The sequence below is a fragment of the Myxococcus faecalis genome (assembly GCF_050039385.1).
Lineage (GTDB): Bacteria > Myxococcota > Myxococcia > Myxococcales > Myxococcaceae > Myxococcus > Myxococcus fulvus.
Window position 1 is genome coordinate 7280378 of record NZ_CP144336.1, and the last position, 19789, is coordinate 7300166.

Genomic DNA, 19789 nt, shown 5'->3' on the forward strand with positions numbered 1-19789 from the left:
CCTAGGCTCCTGGGCGGGAATAGTAGGGCTGGATGGGACCTCCGATGAGGTCGAATCGATGAATCAGCTCTCCCGCATGCCGGAAGATCTCCTCGGGACTTGCCCTGGGAGAGGTTCGGATGAAGTCACGCCACGCATCGTTCCAGGCTCCACCTCGCCCCGTGCCGTCATGGATTCGCCTGTGCACGTGAAGGGGAATGGGCATCGTGTAGCTGTGAATCTTGACGCCTTGTTGCTCGAACCAGTCGGCGAGGTCTCGGGCCTGGGGGAAGATGTGGTGTTTCTCCCATCGCCCCGGAGTGAGCTGGCGTGAAGGCGGGATGACCGTCGCTGGAGCGCCATTCCAGTTCGGGAAGACCATGACCGCGCCTGGTGGGAGTTGTTGGGCTCCGCCCCAGTTCCGCCTGGGCCCTCTGCCTGGAGCCGCGCTCGCCGCAGGTGGACGCGCCGGAGGGAAGCGCGCCAGCTCGATGTCTCCGGGAGCGCGTTCGCAGGGGTAGAAGCCGCAGGCTTCGCCCAGACACAGGAGGGAGACGCATTGGTCTTCCTCGGGTGTGTGGCATTCCACCTCGGCTGCGTCCCAGGCCTGCTGCATGGGTGGCTTGCCGAGGGTGGTGCAGCCTGAGAAGGACGCGAGGACCAACGCAACCAGAGGGGCGTGCAGGGTTCGCATGGGTTGGCATGGTACGAGGGGCATCTGTCATGCCCTCGAGAAGGAGGGCGGCGCACGACGCTTCACAGTCCCATCGTCGAGCAGTGCGCCCCGTGCTGGACGCCCTGGCTTCTGGATGCACTCGAGACCACCTTGGCCGCGAGTGAGGGGAGGGGGCATGAGGGCGTTGGCATCCTGGACATGGAAGGTGTTGGGGTTGGTGTTGCTCCTGGGCGGAAGTGGGGCCCGTGCGTTCAATGACGCGGACGCGCTGAAGGTGGTGGGGTTCGCGCGGACGCAGCTTCGGAAGTCCGCGTCCGCCATGCCGAACGAGACGCGCTCTCCGAAGGCCTCACGCGCGGATGGGACGTGGACGACGGTGGCCAACACGGACGAGGTCGCGTGGACGCAGGGCTTCTTCCCAGGCGGCCTGTGGCAGCTCTACCAGGTGGGGCTTGAGCCCTCGTGGCAGAGCAAGGCCGACCGATGGACGCGGCCCCTGGAGGTGCAGAAGACGAACCGGAAGACGCATGACCTGGGCTTCAAGATGTTCCTCAGCTTCGGCAATGCCTACCGGCTCACCGGAGACGCCTACTACCGCAACGTGCTGCTGACCTCCGCCGAGTCCCTGGCGGCCCGCTACAACACGCGCATCGGCATCATCGATTGTTGTGACTGGAACTCCGCGTGGGACGTGCCGCTCGTCACGGACACGATGATGAACCTGGAGCTGCTCCTGTGGGCCTCGGCGAACGGCGGGCGCGCGGAGCTGCGCACCATGGCCGTCAACCATGCGCTCACCACGCTGCGAGACGCGGTGCGCCCGGATGGCAGCTCGTTCCACTATGTGGACTACAACGCCGCCACCGGCGCCATCCGCTCCAAGGGCACCTTCCAGGGGTACTCCACCAACTCCACCTGGGCCCGAGGCCACGCGTGGCTCATCCATGGGTACACCATGGTGTACCGATACACGGGGGACTCTCGGATGCTTGCCGCCGCGCGGAAGGTGACGGACTGGTACCTGTCGCGCGTGCCGACGGACATGGTGCCCAAGTGGGACTTCGATGCGCCAGGCACGCAGAAGGACTCCTCCGCAGCGGCCATCGTCGCCTCGGCGCTGCTGGAGCTGAGTCAGCTGGAGACGGATGCCGCGCGCAAGACGCGCTACCGCGACGCCGCCCTGCGCACGCTCGACACCCTGGTGTCTCCCGCGTACTTCGCGCAGGGCACCAACAGCCCGGGACTGCTGCTGCATGGCGTGGGGCACCTGCCCGCGAACCAGGAGGTCGACGTCAGCCTCATCTACGGCGACTACTACTTCCTGGAGGCGGTGCTGCGCTTCAATCCCAACCCTCCGTACCCCTGGTACTCGAAGCTCTCCTTCTTCGAGAGCCAGCACCGGCTGGGCAGCGGCAACACCGGCGTGCGCACCATCGAGTTCGACGTGACGCCGCTCGCCTCCCGGCAGGATGGAACCATCGGCTACACGGACAGCTCCACCTCGGTGACGGACTACGCCTCGCTGAACATGACGGTGCGCATGAACCTGGAGGGGCACTTCGACGTGCGCAATGCGGGCGCGTATGCGTCACTCACCCGGGTTCCGTACGTCAATGGCCGCACGTACCACGTGCGCATCCTCGCGGACCTGCCCGCGCGTCGCTACAGCGTCTGGGTGCGGCCTCCTGGAGGCAGTGAGGTGCAGATTGCGAACCGGTTTGTCTTCCGCACGGGCGCGCCGCCCATCGACGACCTCGGCCGCGCCTCCGTCCGGACCCTCATCGCGGACAGTGACTTCCGCGTCCTGAATCACCAGGTGCGGGCCGGCGTCACGGCGTCCGTGAGCGAAGAGAGAACCGAGATGCTGAGCGATGCCGAGGAGTCCCTCGGCTGTGGTTCGACCCACGGCGCGTCCACGTCCTCCGGTGTGCTGACCGTGCTCGGCGTCATGGCCCTGCTTCAGCGGAGCCTCTCGACGAGACGGCGACGCTGACCGGTGACAGGGGCAAGGCCCCTCAAATCACCCCGTCCCATCCCACGTCATGGCGGCGGAACACCTCGCGCAGTCCGGCGACCTGTGACTCGGCAAGCGGCCCCCTGGACAGGATGTCCAGGTTGCGCCGCAGCCGTGACGCCTGGGTGGTGCCGACGATGCACGCGCTCACCCCGGGTGCATGGGCCGCGAAGCGCAGCGCCAGCTCATCCCACTCGAGCCCGCCCAGGTCCGCCTGCATCGCCCGCATCCTGTCCCAGTACTGCCCCACGTCGTGCGCCTGGGGCCGCGTGTCGTGGCGCCACGCCGCGTTGCCCAGGGGCCGCTTGGCGATGACGCCCACGCCCATCCCCGCCGCGCGCGGCACCGCCCCCTCCAGCGCCCGCTGGTCGAACACATTCACGGAGGTCTGCACGCAGCCGAAGGCCCCGTTGGCCAGCGCCACCTGGAGCGCGGCGTTGTCCCCCGAGTACGCCGCCACGCGCACCTTGCCCTGCGCCACCGCGCGCCGCAGGGCATCCACCAGCTCCGTGCGCCGCAGCACCTCCTCGGGACACGAGTGAAGGTGCATCACGTCGACGTAATCCGTCCGCAGCCGCCGCAGCGCCTGGTCCACGCCTCGCGTGATGCACTCGGGCGTCCAGTCCTCCACCCCCGGCACGCCGTAGCCACACTTGGTGGACAGGACGACGTCGCCCCGGCGCGCACCGAGGAACCGGCCGATGCGCTCCTCGGACGCGCCGTAGCTCGGCGCCGTGTCGATGAGGTTCACCCCCGCGTCCAGCGCGCCGAGCAGCAGTGCCTCCACCGCCCGGTCCTCCAGCTCCGCGCTCCCCAAGGGCCCCGCGCCCAGCCCCAGCGCGGACACCTTCAGGCCCGTCATCCCCAGCGGACGGCGCTCCAGACGTTGCACGGTGACAGCCTCCTCGCGCGACCCGCAGGGAACGGACCGGCGGGTCAGCATGTCACGCCGCACGTCGCGTCGGTCAGCGCTCCTTGCGCGCGGCCAGGTCGATGAAGCCCCGGATCCAGGCCAGGTTCACCTGGTGGCACGCGTCCAGGCTCGTGGGCGTGGTGGTCTCCAGCGCCGCCGTGTACGGCACGCCCTGGCGCATGTACCAGTCCGTCACGCTGCCGTCGTGGTACCAGATGAGGCCCGCGTCATCGGTGAAGTTGTTCTCGTCCACCTTCTGGTTGCGAATCACCGTGGCGTGCTTCGACGCGGCGTCGACGAGCGGCAGGTACGCGGCCTTGTCCCCGAAGACGTACGCATATGTCGCGGCGCCGCCCAGGTAGTTGTCCTGGTGGATGTCCAGCGCGGCGTTCGGCGCGGGCCAGCGCGCCAGGTCCGCGCGCACCGCCCGCGTCTCCTTGGGCCCGCCGTCGTAGAGCGCCCAGCGCAGGTGCGCCTGGCCGGAGTTCAGCTCTCCTCGCCACTCGCCCGGCGCCACCTCGTAGCGCATGAAGTCGTTGTTCGGCTTCTCCCCGCTGCGGTTGTAGCGGGTGCCGTCCTCGAAGCCGGAGGGGTTGATGCACGGATACACGCGCAGCCCCACGCCGCGCTCCTTCGCGTAGGCCACCACCTCCGGCAGGCGCTCGGCCAGCGTGAGCGGACCCGCGGGCTCCTCACCATGGAAGCCGGAGGTGATGACCAGCCAACGCTCACCGGGCACGGTGATGCGGAAGAGCGGGTAGGTCTGCCCGCCCTCGATGACGTGTCCGTATTCGGCCACTTCACCGAGGTTCTCGAAGGAGCGGATGCGTTGCGCGTAGTCGGTGTACCGGTATCTCACGCTCCCAACCTATGCGCGGCGCGCCTCGTCGCCTACCCATTCCTACCCGCGGGCAGACGAAGGCCGTTGAGTGGGGGACGCGGCTCCTCACTCCAGGCCGGTGCGCTCGCGGAACTCCGTGGCCAGCGCCTTGCGCTGCTCGGGCGTGAGCGTGCCGTGCACCTCCAGCGCGGCGTCCGTCGCCTGGTGGGCGAACGCGCGCAGGGCCTCGATGCGCTCGTCCACCAGCGCGTGCAGCCGCTTCGCGTCGGGCGTGGCGGACTCCAGCTGGCCCACCACTTCCGAGCGCACCCCGCGCTGCTCCTCGGCCAGCTTCGCGCCCTGCTCGAGCAGGCGGTCCTTCACGGCGTGGATGGACTGGCGCTGGGCCTCCGTCGCGTCCAGGTCATCCAGCTTGTCGTTGAGCTTCCACGTCACCACCTGCTTGATGCGCTCGGGGTTGTGGCCCCAGCCGTGGTGCCCTCCGCGAAAGGCGAAGCCGCTGAGCAGCACGACGGCGACGACGGCGGAACTGGCGATGGCGAGCTTCTTCATCATGGTCTTCTCTCCGGCAAAGGGGCGCGCCGAAAGCGGCCCCGGGTGGCTGCGCCGTACTGGCGACGCTGTCCAATGTGCCGGCCGGGTTTTGGGCGCGCTTGTACCGGGCGTGAAGAAACATGAAGGCCCGTGCGCCCCCGGAGTTCCGCCCCGGACGTGCTCGCCTGGACGCCGGGTGGGGAGGCGCGCGGAGTCAAGTTCTCCGAGGGCCCCGGGCCGCCATTTTCCGACGGGGACACGACGGCGCAAGAGGCCGATTTTCCGGCCTCCAGGGCCCCTCGCGCGCGGGGCGCACACTGGACTGGCGAGCAGGGGGCGAGGGCCATACTGTTCGCCTCACCATGTCCTTTACCCACCTGCACCTTCACACCCTGTACTCACTGCTCGATGGGGCCATCCGGATGAAGGACCTCATCAAGACGGTGAAGGAGAAGGGGATGACGAGTGTCGCCGTGACGGACCACGGCAACATGTTCGGCGCCATCGACTTCTACAAGAAGGCGAAGGACGCGGGCATCAAGCCCATCCTCGGCATGGAGGCGTACGTCGCCGGCCCCAAGGGGCGTGAGGACCGCTCGGAGAAGGTCTCCCACCACCTCATCCTCGTGGCGAAGAACGCGGAGGGCTACGCCAACCTGCGCTACCTGTCGTCCACGGCGTACATGCAGGGCTTCTACTACCACCCGCGCATCGACAAGAAGGTGCTCGCCGACCACAGCAAGGGCCTGTTCGCGCTGACGGCGTGCCTGGGCGGTGAGGTGACGAGCGCGTGCTTCCGCGGGGACATGGACCACGCCCGCCGCGCGGCCCAGGAGTACAAGGACATCTTCGAGCCCGGGCACTTCTTCCTGGAGGTGCAGTCCAACGGGATGCCCGAGCAGGACAAGGCCAACGAGAACCTGATGCAGCTGTCGAGGGACCTGGACATCCCTCTGTGCGCCACCGCGGACGCGCACTACATCAAGCGCGAGGACGCGCGCGCGCACGAGCTGCTCATGTGCATCGCCAGCGGCAAGACGCTGGCGGACAACAAGCGCCTGAAGCACGCCACCGACAAGCTCTACGTCACCAGCCCCACGGAGATGCTGGAGTTCTTCAAGGACACGCCCGAGGCGGTCCACAACACCCAGCGCATCGCCGAGCAGTGCAACCTGGAGCTGAAGCTGGGCAAGCCCATGCTGCCCACCTTCAAGGTGCCCGACAGCCACACGCCCGACAGCTTCATGGCGGAGCTGGCCTACGAGGGCCTGCGCGAGCGCTTCAACGAGCTGGCGGCCACCGTGACGTACCCCATCGACCGCGAGCAGTACCAGGCGCGCCTGTCGCTGGAGATCGGCGTCATCCAGAAGATGGGGTTCAGCGGCTACTTCCTCATCGTCCAGGACTTCATCAACTGGGCGAAGAAGATGGGCATCCCGGTGGGCCCGGGCCGTGGCTCCGGCGCCGGCAGCCTGGTGGCGTACGCGCTGCGAATCACCGACGTGGACCCCATCCCGTACAACCTCCTGTTCGAGCGCTTCCTGAATCCGGAGCGCGTGTCGATGCCCGACTTCGATATCGACTTCTGCCAGGACCGGCGCGACGAGGTCATCCAGTACGTCGGCCGCAAGTACGGCGAGATGAACGTGGGGCAGATCATCACCTTCGGCTCCTTGAAGGCCAAGAGCGTGCTGCGCGACGTGTGCCGCGTGTTCGCGCTGCCGTTCAGCGAGGGTGACCGCATCGCGAAGCTGGTGCCGGAGGTGCTCAACATCACCTTGAAGGAGGCCATCGAGATGGAGCCTCGCCTCAAGGAGATGATGGAGAAGCCCAGCAACATCGGCGAGGTGGAGGGCAAGCCCGTCACGACGAAGGACGTGCTGGAAATCGCGCTCGCGCTGGAGGGCCTGCACCGCCAGCCCGGCATGCACGCGGCCGGCGTGGTCATCGCCGACAAGCCCTTGTGGGAGTTCGTGCCCGTCTACCAGCCGCCGGGTGAGAAGACGCTCATCACCCAGTTCGCCAAGGACGAGGTGGAGGCGGCGGGGCTGGTGAAGTTCGACTTCCTCGGCCTGAAGACGCTCACGGTGATTCAGCACGCGCTGGACCTGGTCAAGCGCAACCACGGCAAGGACATCCCCCGGCACGAGATTCCGCTCAACGACGACAAGGTCTGGGAGCTGATGGCCAAGGGCGACACGGCCGGCGTCTTCCAGATGGAGTCCAGCGGCTTCACGGAAATGGTGGTGAAGCTCAAGCCGTCCTGCTTCGAAGACGTCATCGCCGCCGGCGCCCTCTACCGCCCGGGTCCGCTGGACTCCGGCATGGTGGACGTCTTCATCAACCGCAAGCACGGCCGGGAGAAGGTGTCGTATCCGCATCCCGCGCTGGAGCCGGTGCTCAAGGACACGTACGGCGTCATCGTGTACCAGGAGCAGGTGATGCAGATCTCGCAGGTCCTGGGTGGCTACACCCTGGGCCGCGCGGACCTGCTTCGCCGCGCGATGGGCAAGAAGAAGGCCGAGGTCATGCAGGCCGAGCGCGCCGGCTTCCTCGAGGGGTGCGCGAAGAACAACGTCGACCTGAAGGTCGCGGGTGAAATCTTCGACCTGATGGAGAAGTTCGCCGAGTACGGCTTCAACAAGAGCCACTCGGCGGCGTACGGCCTCGTCACCATCCACACGGCGTGGCTGAAGGCGCATTACCCGTGCGAGTTCATGGCGGCCCTTCTCTCCAGCGAGAAGGACAACACGGACAAGGTGGTGAAGCACATCGGCGAGGCGCGCGAGTCGGGCCTGCAGGTGTTGCCGCCGGACGTGAACCAGTCGGACCTGCAGTTCGGCGCGGTGGAGGGGAAGATCCGCTTCGGGCTGGGCGCCATCAAGGGCGTGGGCGAGGGCGCCATCGAGTCCATCCTGGACGCGCGCAAGGACGGGCACTTCAAGAGCCTGTTCGACTTCTGCGAGCGCGTGGACAGCCGCAAGGTGAACCGCAAGGTGCTCGAGGCGCTGGTGAAGGCGGGCTCGTTCGACTTCGAGAAGCGGCCGCGTCGGCAGATCTTCGACACCATCGAGAAGGCGATGAACCGGGGCTCGGCCAGCCAGAAGGACAAGGCGGCGGGGCAGAGTTCGTTGTTCGGGATGCTGGCGGGGCCGGCGTCGGGTGGGGCGGGGCTGAAGGACGACTACGTGGTGGTGGAGGAGTGGTCGGAGAAGGAGCGGCTGGCGCTGGAGAAGGAGGCCATCGGCTTCTACGTGTCGGGCCATCCGCTGCATCAGTACGACAAGGAGCTCAAGCGCTACGCGAAGCCGATCACGGCGGTGCAGCGCGCGCGCAAGGACGACAAGCTCACGGTGGCGGGCGTCGTGACGGTGCTGCGCGAGCGGCCCACGAAGACGGGCAAGCGCATGGCGTGGGTGACGATTGAAGACCTGTCGGGCTCCATCGAGCTGGTGTGCTTCCCGGGCAAGGAGGGGACGCGCAGCGTGATGGGGAGCAACGGCAAGTGGACGAAGCAGGGGCCCAAGCCGGGGTTCGAGAACTGGGAGCACCTGCTGAAGTCGGACGACCCGATCCTGGTGACGGGGACGGTGCAGATCAGCCAGCGTGACGAGGACTCGCCCACGCCGGAGCTCATCGTCGACAACATCCAGAGCCTGAAGGAGGTCCGGGAGAAGCGCACCAAGCGGCTGGAGCTGCGGGTGCCGGCGGACCTGCTGACGGAGGACCGGGTGGCGAAGCTCAACGACCTGGCGAAGAAGTACGCGGGAGCCACGCCCGTGGCCGTCAGCGTGCTGTTCCCGGGTGAGGGCGAGGCGCTCATCGGGAACACGTCCCTGAAGGTCCAGGTGCATGACGACCTGCTGCTCGCCGTGGACCGACTGTTCGGGATGAAGGTGGTCGAGTTCGGGTGATGGGCTGCGTCCTCCGGCCCTGCTGGGGCCGGGGGGACCTCGCCTGGAGTGCCGCGAAAGGGGTTCTTTCGTGACTACAGTCCGCGGAATGTGGCTGCTCCGCGGATGTGTCCTTGGATTCCTGCTGTGGGTCGGTGCGGCTTGTGGCCCTTCGACGGTTCACGCTCGAGGGGTAGCCGCAGCGGTAGGGGCGTGCTCGCGCGCTCATGAGGAAGAGTGCGTGGTGCTTGCTTGTGATGGGGGCGCCTGCGGCCTGTTCGGCTGTGAGGACGTCGACACCGAGACTCCTCGGGTGGAGCCGGCGCTGGCGATGCGCCCACCGCCTCGGGCCCCTCCGGCCTTCCGCAATCTCCGAAGCCTGGGGCTCCGCGCGGGTGCGCGGCCGAGGATGACGTTCCACTTCCGTTACCGCGAGGGCTTCGTTCCCGCGCTACCTCGCGAGCCGGGGAAGCTCGTGCATCATCACTTGTTCCCGCAGCAGCCGGAGCTCGCGCGATGGTTCCGGGCGAATGGCATCGACATCCACAAGTTCACCCTCTTGATTCCCGAGCACATCCACCGGCAACTGCACAGCGGGACGGGGAGGGGCGGACAGTGGAACCAGGCGTGGCGAGACTATCGGGACAGCAAGCAGGGTGGCTTCGTGACGCGCGAGGAGCTGCATCGCAAGGCCGTCGAGCTCATCTTCCGCTTCGAGCTGACGGGGCCGGTGGTGCCCTACAATGCGCCCCTGGCGCCGTTCAATTCGATGCCTCAGCTCCGTGCTCCCTAGAGGTCCCGTGAAGTTCTACAAGGTCGAAGAGGACACGTCGCTCGGCTTCACCGGACGCCTGGATGCGGTGAACAAGTGGTGCTTGCCGGGCGTGGAGCCTTGCCCGAAGTGTCGCCTCGGCGGAGGCGTGCCGTGGCTTGCGTATCCTTGTGTGGACCTGTCCGGGTTGCCTCCTCAAGTGCTGCGGAAGCTGAAGGACCCGTGGCCCGTCCCGTTCGAGGAGTTCTCGCGGCTGCGTGAGCTGGTTCGCCCGTTGGCGCCATCATGGGCGCTGCTGGAGCCAGGGGCCCAGTTCGGGCCATACACCGGAAAGGGCTCGGGGAGTTTTGGTGGGTTGTTCATGCAAGACCCATTTGCGCTCTTCCTCCGACGCGGGGCGCTGGATGAGCTGCGTGCAGAGGGAGTTCGAGGCCTCGACGCCTGTCCCGTCGAGATTCGATTCAGAGGTGCGAACCCACCTGAGTTGCTCCAGCTCCAGCTCCAACTGCAGGGTCGGCTTCATGTCGATGTGCGCCCGTCCTCATGGGATTCGCCCTGCGCGAGCTGTGGCCGCGTTTCCGCAAGTTGGCCGAAGGACATCCTCCTGGATTCAGCCTCGCTTCCAGAAGATGTCGACGTGTTCCGTCATCGAGAAGGTTGGGCCACGCTCATCGTCACCGAGCGATTCGTGGAGGCCGTGCGGCGGCTGGACCTGGGAGGCGTCATCTTCCGCGAACTGGCGGTTCGCTGAGAACCCGCAAGCTCGCGCCGCTTTCGCGTGGGTGAGGTACGGTGCGCCCACTCTCGCGGGAGGCCGTGATGGACGCCACGTACAAGTCGCTGCGCATCGAGAAGGCGGATGGAGTCGCCGAGGTGGTTCTGCTGGGCCCGGGGCGTGGCAACGCCATGGGCCCGGACTTCTGGCGGGAGATGCCGGAGGCCATCCGCGCACTCGATGACGATGACTCCGTCCGCGTGGTGCTCGTCCGTGGCAACGGCGACCACTTCACCTACGGCCTGGACCTCATGGGCATGATGGAGTCCCTGGGGCCGCTGCTCACCGGCGACAACAACCTCGCCCTGGAGCGCACCCGGCTGCTCAAGCTCATTGGCGACATGCAGCAGGCCACCGAGGGCCTCGCCCGCTGTCGCAAGCCCTTCATCGCCGCCGTGCATGGCTGGTGCATCGGCGGAGGCATGGACCTCATCGCCGCGTGTGACTTCCGCTACTGCTCGCGCGACGCGAAGTTCTCCCTGCGCGAGGTGAAGGTCGGCATCGTCGCGGACCTGGGCGCCCTCCAGCGTCTGCCCCGCATCATCGGCGAGGGCCACACGCGCGAGCTCGCCTATACCGGCGGCGACGTGGACGCCGAGCGCGCCCTGCGCATGGGCCTCGTCAATGAGGTGTTCTCCTCCGCCGAGGAACTGCTCACCCAGGCTCGCGCCACCGCGCGCCGCATCGCCGAGAATCCTCCCCTCGTCGTCCAGGGCGCCAAGCAGGTCATGGAGTACTGCGCCGACAAGTCCACCGCCGACGGCCTGCGCTACGTCGCCGTGTGGAACTCCGCGTTCCTCCAGTCCCACGACCTCGCCGAGGCCTTCTCCGCCTTCGCCGAGCGCCGCCCCGCCAGGTTCCTGGGCCGCTGATTCCACCGACGTTCCTGGCCTGGGCGTCCCATGGAATGGCGGAGCGGGTTGGCTGGCCGGACCGTGGGCGCCTCAATCGTGGTGGCGAGGCGCTCAGCTCCTGCATGGCAGGAGCGCGCACTCCCGCGCCTGGCCTTCCGCGCGGAAGGGTGCGCATCTCTCCACCGCCGCTATTGCCTCGTGCCTCCTTCCAGGTTCGTCGGAAGCAACCTCCCGGCTACACATTGAATCAAAGCCTGTCTGGCTCTTCGGGTGGGTGTCTGCCTTTCTTGCCGGGCAATGCCTTTAATATCCTGCGTGGAACCGGGGGCTGTCCTCCAGTGAGCGGGCCCGGCCAGCAAGACCTGCCGGCCTGCCCGCCGAATGCGCTCGGGAGTCATGAAGGCGCCAGGGAGGTCCTTGAAGACTCCTCGCCTCATCCTCTCCCCGCAATGTCAACCATTCGCTGTGCTGTCTTGTCTGTGGCGCAATTCCCTTTCCTGTGCGCTATATGGCGGCCTGGGTTTGATTGGCGCGGGCTCGCGACCCTCGGGTTGTGAGTCCTCTCTTTGTGGAAAGGTCCTTTCTGTATGTATTTCTTGGCGGGGTTCCGTCCGACGGGGGCGCTTGTCAAGCTGCTCCCGATGCTGTTCGGAGCATTTCTTGCGGCAGGTTGTGGTGTTGCGGAAACGCCCCACCAGGAAGCTCCGGTGGCGCTTGCGAACCAGGGCATGACCCAGGCTGCCAGCCGCGCACCTCCGGCGCGAATGGCTGCCGGACAGGAGCATTCCCTGGTCATCCGTCCTGATGGGACGGTCTGGGCCGCGGGGTCCAACGTCTATGGCCAGCTTGGGGACGGGACCTATATCGACCGGGCTCAGTTCGTCCGGGTCCAGGGGCTGACCCATGTGGTCGCCGTCGCAGCCGGGCTCTCCCACTCGTTGGCGTTGCGCGCGGACGGTTCGGTGTGGGCCTGGGGCTCCAATTCCTCGGGACAGTTGGGTAACGGCTCCGGCGAAGACAGCGCCCTTCCCACGCAGGTTCCAGGGCTGACTGGCATCACCACCGTTGGCGCGGGCACGGAACACTCCCTGGCCGCACGCACGGACGGGACGCTCTGGGCATGGGGCTTCAACGGAGATGGGCAGTTGGGCAACGGCTCCGTGGCCTCGCGCACGACGCCAGTCAAGGTGGGGACGACCCTCGGCAACGTGGTTGCGCTGGCGGGAGGCAGTGCCCACTCGATGGCGCTGCGCGCGGATGGAACCGTCCATGCGTGGGGTGCTGGTGCCAGCGGACAGCTCGGTAATGGCTCGACGGCCCGTCGCCTCACCCCAACCCAGGTCCCCGGGCTGACCCACGTCAACGCCATTGCCGCGGGAGACAGTCATTCTCTCGCGCTGCAGGCGAATGGTGCTGTCAAGGCCTGGGGCAACAACGCCTATGGTCAGTTGGGAGACGGGACCCTCACGAACCGACTGACTCCAGTTCAAGCGGCGGGGCAGGGGACCTGGACAGCCATTGCTTCGGGGTTGTCTTCCTCCATCGCTGTACGGTCGGATGGAACCATCTGGGCCTGGGGCTTCAATGCCTATGGGCAGCTCGGCGATGGGACGCAGGTGGACCGTACCAGTCCCGTCCAGGTCAGCGGCTTGTCTCAGGGCCGGATGGTGGCCATGGGGAGCACGCACACGCTGGTGCTCTTGTCCTCGGGACTGGTCAAGTCATGGGGAGGGAACTTCCTGGGACAACTCGGCAACGGAACGTTGCAGGACCGTGCGACTCCGGGCTCCACGAATGTCCGATCGGGATGGAGCAAGGTCGCCCCAGGCGGCGCGAGCAGCTACCGTGCCTTCACCTTGTTCTTGAGGCCGGATGGAACGCTCTTGGCTTCTGGCGACAACAGCGAAGGTCAGTTGGGCAATGGAACCACCAATGACAGCGCCATTCCCGTGCCGGTCGCGGGCTTGGGTTACGTCGTGGATGTTGCCGCGACGGACCACTCTCCTGTCGCGGTCCTGGCGGACGGGACCGTGTGGACCTGGGGTGGTTCCAGCGATTCCCTTCTTCCCCAGAAGCTCAGCGGAATTGCCAACGTGATCGCCGTCGCCGCTGAGTCGTGGACAGTGCATGCCCTCAGAGGGGATGGAACCGTGTGGGCTTGGTCCACCTTGGGGTCGAACACAACGCCCATTCAAGTGCCCGGCCTCTCCAGCGTGGTGGCCATCGCGAGCGGTGACTACCATACCCTCGCATTGCGTGCGGACGGCAGTGTCTGGACATGGGGCAGCAACACCTACGGACAGTTGGGCGACGGGACGACGACATCACGTACCGTTCCCATGCAGATTGGAGGCGTGAGCAACATCGTGGCCGTCGCGGGTGGCTCATACCACTCTTTCGCGCTTCGTGCAGATGGCACCGGTTGGACTTGGGGCTCGAACGCCTCTGGCGCGCTTGGGGACGGCACTCGGATTGATCGCCATTTACCGGTTCAAATCACGGGGCTGGCGGGGGTGACGGAGATCTCCGCGGGCTATTCCCAGTCCATGGCTCTGGCCGGTGATGGCTCCGTCTGGATCTGGGGAGGAGGGCTGCTTGGAGACGGGGCGGAGGGCTCCGTCAGCCAGCCCATGCGACTGGCGGGTGTGAGCGAAATCACCGCGGTCACGGCGGGCAGTGGGTACTCATTTGCGCAGCGCGCGGACGGAACGCTCCTGGCGTGGGGGGCCAATCGCCACGGCCAACTCGGCAACGGGGTTTCCGACCGGCGAGAGGTCCCTTACCGGCTTCCTGGCTTGACGGACATCGTGGGTGTCGCCGCGGCACACATGACCTCCGTGGCGCTCCGTTCCGACGGAACTGTCTGGGCATGGGGGTCTGGCAATGGCTGGTCCCATGTACCGAAGCAGATTCCTGGCGTGAGTCAGGTCGTGGAGGTCGCCGCTGGCTATTGCCACTTCATGGCTTTGCGTTCGGATGGGACGGTGTGGACCTGGAGCGCGACCCCCTGTGGTCTCGACTTCGAGAACCATGGGCAGATGGGCGATGGAACCCGAATCTACCACTCCGCGCCGGCGCCCGTTCCAGGATTGAATCGCGTGATTGCGATTGCCGCGGGGAAGTATCATTCACTCGCAGTTCGCTCGGATGGCACGGTCTGGGGGTGGGGCTACAACGCCACGGGCGCCCTGGGGGACGGAACGATTGCAGATCGCCTCAGTCCTGTTCGGGTTTCCGGGTTGACTGGGGTCGTCTCCGTGTCGGCGGCCTACACGAGTTCGATGGCGCTGGACGTCGCCGGCAGGGTTTGGGCTTGGGGGGATAATCAGGGAGGCATTCTGGGAACCGGGCAGAGCGCTTCCAATTTGCTCTACCCTGTGCAGATCCCCTCTTTGACGGGAGTGGTGGAGATTGCGTCGGGGGACTTTCATTCCCTGGCTCGACGTTCGGATGGTTCCCTTTGGGCGTGGGGCTCCAATGGCCGTGGCTCCGTAGGCAACAGCCCTCTTCGAACTGTCAGCACCCCCATCCAGGTCCTGAGTTCAGTGAGGAGCTTGGGGGCTGGTGACTATTCTTCATATGCGACTCGCAACGATGGGACGCTGTGGGCCTGGGGAGACAACGATTTCGGCCAGCTTGGAGACGCCAGCACGACGAACCGGTTTGCTCCTGTGCGTGTCTCCGGGGTGTTCGACGCAGTGACCTCGGCGGGGGGGAGCTACCACTCCCTGCACCAGTCCAGCGATGGCTCTGTCTGGGTCTCCGGGGACAACATCTTCGGACAGTTGGGGGACGGTGCCCCAGCCGCGCAAGAGTTCTGGCCGGTGCCGGTCCTCTTGCCTCAGTAACCGAGATGCAGAAGGACTTCCTCCTTTCGAGTCCGTGATGCGAGGATTCCCAGGGCATTCAGTCCTGGGAGTCCCTCGGAATGACGGAGACGGTTGGCTTGCTGGGCTATGGGCGCTTCGGCCGCGCCCTCTCGGGACTGCTCGCGGACGCGGGCATCCCCCATCGTGTCCACGACCCGAAGCTCGATGAGGTCCCTCCCAAGCTCCAGGCGGGTTCCCTCGAGGACCTCGCCGCGCGCTCCACGATGCTCGTGCTGGCGATGCCCGTCACCGCCATGCACGACGCGCTGACCGCGCTCCGGCCCCTGCTGTCATCCACCCAGCTCGTCATCGACGTGGGCAGCGTGAAGGTGAGCCCCGTGCAGGCGCTCGCCTCCGTGTTGGGACGCGACATTCCTTGGGTCGGGACGCATCCGCTCTTCGGGCCCGCGAGCCTCGCGCGTGGCGATGCCAGGCGCACCGTGGTGTGTCCCAACTCGCTGCATCCCGAGACCGCCCAGCGGGCCCGCGCGCTGTTCGAGCGGCTCGGCTGTGAAGTGACGGAGATGACTCCCGAGGCACACGACGCGCTGATGGCCCGCACGCATGTGCTCACGTTCTTCCTCGCGCACGGACTCGTGAAGGCCGGAGTGGGGAAGGGCATTCCCTTCGCGCCGCCCAGCTTCCAGCCCGTGGCCCGCCTGGAGGAGTACGCACGCACCGAGGTGCCCCACCTCTTCAACGTCGTGCAGTCGGAGAACCCCTACGCCCGCGAGGCTCGCGCGGAGCTGCTCGCGGCCCTCACCGAACTCCACCAGGGACTCGAGGCCTCCGCGAAGGCCGTGCGCAGCCCCACCGCGCCTCCCGCCCTGCTCGACGTGCGTCAGCGCATCGACCAGGTCGACCGTGAGCTGGTCTCACTGCTCGCGCGCCGTGCCCGACTCGTCCAGGACGCGGCCCGCGTGAAGTCCGAACACGGACTCCCATTCCCCGACGCCGAGCGGGAAGCCTCCATGCTCGACACCCGACGCGCGTGGGCCGAGCACGACGGACTCCACACCGGCTCCATCGACGAGGTCTTCCACGCCGTGCTGCGGCTGTGCCGCGACACCGTCACCAGGCCCGACGAAGGGCCCTGAGCCTCAGCGCTGCACGGTGAACGTGGGGTTCAACACCTTCATCGTCCCCTTCGTCACCCCGAACTGCTCGTGCACGGCCGCGCGGCGCACCGTCTCCGCCGGGGAGATTCTCCCCGCGAGCAGCTCCTGATACGCGCCCAGCACCCGCGTGGCCTCCTCGCGCGACTCACGCACGAACTCCACGCGGAAGCGCCGCACCCCACGGGCCAGCAGCGACGGCACCAGCGACGCCGCGCTCTGCGCCTGCGCGTTGAACACCGTGTTCCGGCACCCCACGTCCACCACCACCGGGTGCTCCAGGCCCTTGTGGTCGCGCAGCGACAGCCGGTGCTTCTCACACGGCCGTCCACAGCTGCGGTAGTCACGCCCGTGCGACAGCGTGTGCGAATACACGCAGTGCTCCGTGTGGAACGTCGAGATGTGGTGGTGCACCGTCACCGCGAAGCGCTCGGCGGGCAGGTGCTCCAGCATCGCCCCCAGCTGCACCGCGTCCAGGTCGTGCGCGAACGTCAGCGTGTCCAACCCCAACCCCAACAGGTGCAGCGCCGTCACGGAGTTGGTCACGTTGAGCGAGAAGTCCCCATGCAGCGCCGGCCGCGTCTCGCCCGGCGCGAACGGACGCTCCAGGAAGTGCATCATCGCGCCCCAGTGCCGCGCCAGCACCGCGTCCGGCTTGAGCTTCGCGATGCGCGCGTCGTAGCCCTCCTCGCCGGGCTTCTGCACCCGCACCGTCGCAATCGTCACCTTCAGCCCCGCCGCCTTCGCCCGCTCCACCGCGCGCTGGAGCCCCACCAGCTCCATCCAGTCCAGCTCCACCTCGGGCAGCCCCGCGGCAATCACCGCCTCCAACTGCTCGTCCGTCCGGCACAGCGGCAACAGCCGCGCGCCCTCGACGACCGACCGGGCGACGACCCGCGCTCGCGCCGAGCCCCGCACCTCGTCCAGCACGGACGACTCGCGCACCGTGCGCGGAAGGCCCCGGGACACCGACTCCGTCAGCTCCGTCACCAGCGAGCGCCGCAGCGCCTTGATTTCCGACACCGGCAGATGCAGCCCCGGCGCCAGCGCCGACACCTCCAGCTCTGCCAGATGGAACGGCGTCCCACCCAGCGCCGCCAGCTTGTCCTTCAGCAGCGCCGCGTCCAGTCCGCCCGCCCGGGCCTGCGCGAGCGGCGTCGTGCTCGACGCCGTGGCCACATGCCCACCGCGCGCCGTGCCCGTCACCACCAGCGGCGTCCCCGCCGAGCCCGACACCGTGAGCGTCAGCGGCACACGCCCCTCGGGCTCCCCCTGCGCGAGCAGCTCCTCCGTCTGCTTCACCAGCGCGGGATCACTCGTCACCCAGACGCGCTGCCCCACCGCGACGCGCGACATGTCCGGCCCGGGGTTGCCGAAGCCCAGCACCCACCCGTGCCCCTTGCGCTCCACGCGGAACAGCGGCCCACCGGCCTCGTGCTTGTCCTCGGGATGCCCGTCGTCGAACACCACGCCCATGCCCGGCCGCGGTGACAGCTCGGCGGCCACCGGCGCCTCCGTCTCCAGCGGTGACGACACCTTGCCCTGCGGCGCTCCAGCTCGCGTGTCCGCGCCCAGCCCGCCCGTCCACGGCCGCCCCTTCGGGTCCTCCACGACGCGCACGTCCCGGCCGTGCACCGACTCCACCACGCCGAGGAACGCACCGCGGTGCTTGGGGAAGCGCCCCTCCACCAGCGTCTGATGGTCCGAGCCCGCGAAGAACCCGTGCGAGAAGCCCCGGCTGTACGACAGCGTCATGTCGGCCAAATCCCTGCGCAGCGCGCCCGTGTCGCCCTGGCCCGCCGAGACACCGTCCACCCAGCGCCGATAGCCCCGCACCGCCGTGGCCACGTACTGCGGCCCCTTCTGCCGACCTTCAATCTTCAGCGAGTGCACGCCGACCTCGACCAGCTTCGGCACCGCCATGACGCCCGCGAGGTCCTTGGGGCTGAGCAGGTAGCGCACGTCGCCCAGGTCCTTCGTCTCCCCATCCACCACCAGGTCGTACGGCAGCCGGCACGACTGCGCGCACTGTCCCCGGTTCGCCGAGCGTCCACCCCACGCCTCGCTGGTGAGGCACTGGCCGCTCCACGACATGCACAGCGCGCCGTGGATGAAGACCTCCAGCTCGATGTCCGTCTCCGACGCCAGCCGGGCAATCTCCGCCACCGACAGCTCGCGCGGCACCACCACGCGCGTGGCGCCCAGCCCCCGGGCGAAGCGCGCGCCCTCCGCGCTCGAAATCGTCATCTGGGTGGAGGCATGCACCTCCATCTGCGGACACACCGCGCGCGCCACCAGCGCCACCGCCGGGTCCTGCACGATGAGCGCGTCCACGCCCGCCGCGGCCACGCGCCGCAGGATGTCCTCCACCACCGGCAGCTCCGGCTCGAACACCAGCGTGTTCAACGTGAGGTACGCCCGGGCGCCCGCGCGGTGCACCAGCGCCAGCGTCTCCGGCAGGCGGGCGAGCGAGAAGTTCTCCGCTCGGGCGCGGGCGTTGAAGCCCTCGTCCAGGCCGAAATAGATGGCGTCCGCGCCGCTGGCCAGCGCGGCCTTCATGGAGTCGAGGTCACCAGCGGGGGCGAGGATTTCAGGACGACGGCGCATGTCGGGACCTCTAACACAGAGGGCAAGCGCCCGCGTCCGTCCTCAATCGCTCGTGGACGCGGTGCGGCAGGTTCTGGTCAAGTCGCCGCCCGGTTGCTTCCACAGGAGACGAGTCATGGCGGATGGCGTTTTCAAGGACGGGCTGCTCGCGGGCAAGGTGGCCTTCATCTCGGGCGGCAGCAGCGGCATCAACCTCGGCATCGCCGAGGCGTTCGTGAAGGCCGGGGCCAAGGTGGCCATCAACGGCCGCAACGTGGAGAAGCTCGAGGGCGCGGTGAAGGGCCTGCAGGCCCACGGCACCGCGATGGGCGTGCCCGCGGACGTGCGTGACTACGCCTCCGTGGAGAAGGCGCTCCAGACGGTGCGCGACGCGTACGGCGAGCTGGACATCCTCATCTGTGGCGCCGCCGGCAACTTCCCCGCGCCCGCGCTGGGCATGTCCTCCAACGGCTTCAAGGCCGTGATGGACATCGACGTGCTGGGCACCTTCAACCTGTGCCGGGCGGGCTTCGAGCACCTGCGCAAGCCCGGCGCCTCCGTCATCAACATCTCCGCGCCCCAGGCCTACCTGCCCATGGCCATGCAGGCCCACGTCTGCGCCGCCAAGGCGGGCGTGGACATGCTCACCCGCGTGCTGGCGCTCGAGTGGGGCGGCGCCGGCGTGCGCGTCAACGCCATCACCCCCGGCCCCATCGAGGACACCGAGGGCATGCGGCGCCTCGCCCCCAGCGAGGAAGGCACCCAGAAGCTCTCCCAGCTGCTGCCGCTGCAGCGCTTCGGCACCAAGGCGGACATCGCTCGCCTGGCGCTCTTCCTGTCCTCGGATGCCGCGTCCTATATCACCGGCTCCATCATGGTCTGTGACGGCGGCCAGTCCCTCTTGGGCGGCGCCGCGCTGATGGGCGCCCTGGGCATGTAGGCCACGCGGGTACGTCTTCCGGGGGAGG

Annotated in this window: 13 protein-coding genes; 8 read left to right on the forward strand and 5 right to left on the reverse strand. The window is 67.8% G+C overall.

Annotated elements, in window-relative coordinates:
• Position 1: 1 nt before the first annotated feature.
• Positions 2-673: a SitA6 family polymorphic toxin lipoprotein gene (sitA6, locus tag VZQ01_RS29310; RefSeq protein ID WP_426745289.1), complete on the reverse strand. Its 672-nt coding sequence runs from the start codon at positions 671-673 to the stop codon at positions 2-4.
• A 157-nt stretch (positions 674-830) separates the two neighbouring features.
• Here sitA6 (VZQ01_RS29310) and VZQ01_RS29315 point away from each other — a divergent pair, with 157 nt between their 5' ends.
• Complete coding sequence (locus VZQ01_RS29315) at positions 831-2648, forward strand: glycoside hydrolase family protein (protein ID WP_426745290.1); 1818 nt, start codon at positions 831-833, stop codon at positions 2646-2648.
• Positions 2649-2670: 22 nt separating this feature from the next.
• On the opposite strand, the gene VZQ01_RS29320 is transcribed toward VZQ01_RS29315, so the two are convergent.
• From VZQ01_RS29320 to VZQ01_RS29330, 3 genes are all read right to left on the reverse strand, one after another.
• Complete coding sequence (locus VZQ01_RS29320) at positions 2671-3561, reverse strand: aldo/keto reductase (RefSeq protein ID WP_426745291.1); 891 nt, start codon at positions 3559-3561, stop codon at positions 2671-2673.
• Between the two features lie 73 nt (positions 3562-3634).
• Positions 3635-4441: a M14 family metallopeptidase gene (locus VZQ01_RS29325; RefSeq protein WP_426745292.1), complete on the reverse strand. Its 807-nt coding sequence runs from the start codon at positions 4439-4441 to the stop codon at positions 3635-3637.
• Positions 4442-4528: 87 nt separating this feature from the next.
• On the reverse strand, positions 4529-4978 hold the full coding sequence (locus tag VZQ01_RS29330) for a Spy/CpxP family protein refolding chaperone (RefSeq protein WP_426745293.1): 450 nt from the start codon (positions 4976-4978) through the stop codon (positions 4529-4531).
• Positions 4979-5319: 341 nt separating this feature from the next.
• Between VZQ01_RS29330 and dnaE the strand changes: the two genes are divergently transcribed.
• The 6 genes from dnaE to VZQ01_RS29360 all read left to right on the forward strand — a co-directional run bounded on the left by dnaE (position 5320) and on the right by VZQ01_RS29360 (position 16217).
• Positions 5320-8871 (forward strand): DNA polymerase III subunit alpha, encoded by a 3552-nt coding sequence (dnaE, locus tag VZQ01_RS29335; protein WP_426736328.1) that lies wholly within the window; start codon positions 5320-5322, stop codon positions 8869-8871.
• A gap of 88 nt (positions 8872-8959) precedes the next feature.
• Positions 8960-9643, forward strand: coding sequence for a SitA6 family polymorphic toxin lipoprotein (gene sitA6, locus VZQ01_RS29340; protein ID WP_426745294.1), 684 nt, complete (start codon positions 8960-8962; stop codon positions 9641-9643).
• Positions 9644-9650: 7 nt separating this feature from the next.
• Positions 9651-10373 (forward strand): SitI6 family double-CXXCG motif immunity protein, encoded by a 723-nt coding sequence (gene sitI6, locus VZQ01_RS29345; protein WP_426745295.1) that lies wholly within the window; start codon positions 9651-9653, stop codon positions 10371-10373.
• 68 nt (positions 10374-10441) lie between these two features.
• Positions 10442-11269, forward strand: coding sequence for a crotonase/enoyl-CoA hydratase family protein (locus VZQ01_RS29350; protein ID WP_141325784.1), 828 nt, complete (start codon positions 10442-10444; stop codon positions 11267-11269).
• A gap of 569 nt (positions 11270-11838) precedes the next feature.
• The gene (locus tag VZQ01_RS29355; protein WP_426745296.1) at positions 11839-15099 is read left to right on the forward strand and encodes an RCC1 domain-containing protein; all 3261 of its coding nucleotides are present in this window, start codon (positions 11839-11841) and stop codon (positions 15097-15099) included.
• Between the two features lie 80 nt (positions 15100-15179).
• A complete protein-coding gene (locus VZQ01_RS29360) occupies positions 15180-16217 on the forward strand; it encodes a prephenate dehydrogenase/arogenate dehydrogenase family protein (protein ID WP_426745297.1) in 1038 nt (345 codons plus the stop codon).
• 3 nt (positions 16218-16220) lie between these two features.
• On the opposite strand, the gene VZQ01_RS29365 is transcribed toward VZQ01_RS29360, so the two are convergent.
• Positions 16221-18842: a U32 family peptidase gene (locus VZQ01_RS29365; RefSeq protein ID WP_426745298.1), complete on the reverse strand. Its 2622-nt coding sequence runs from the start codon at positions 18840-18842 to the stop codon at positions 16221-16223.
• Between the two features lie 115 nt (positions 18843-18957).
• Between VZQ01_RS29365 and VZQ01_RS29370 the strand changes: the two genes are divergently transcribed.
• The gene (locus VZQ01_RS29370) at positions 18958-19761 is read left to right on the forward strand and encodes an SDR family oxidoreductase (protein ID WP_421541779.1); all 804 of its coding nucleotides are present in this window, start codon (positions 18958-18960) and stop codon (positions 19759-19761) included.
• Positions 19762-19789 lie beyond the last annotated feature (28 nt).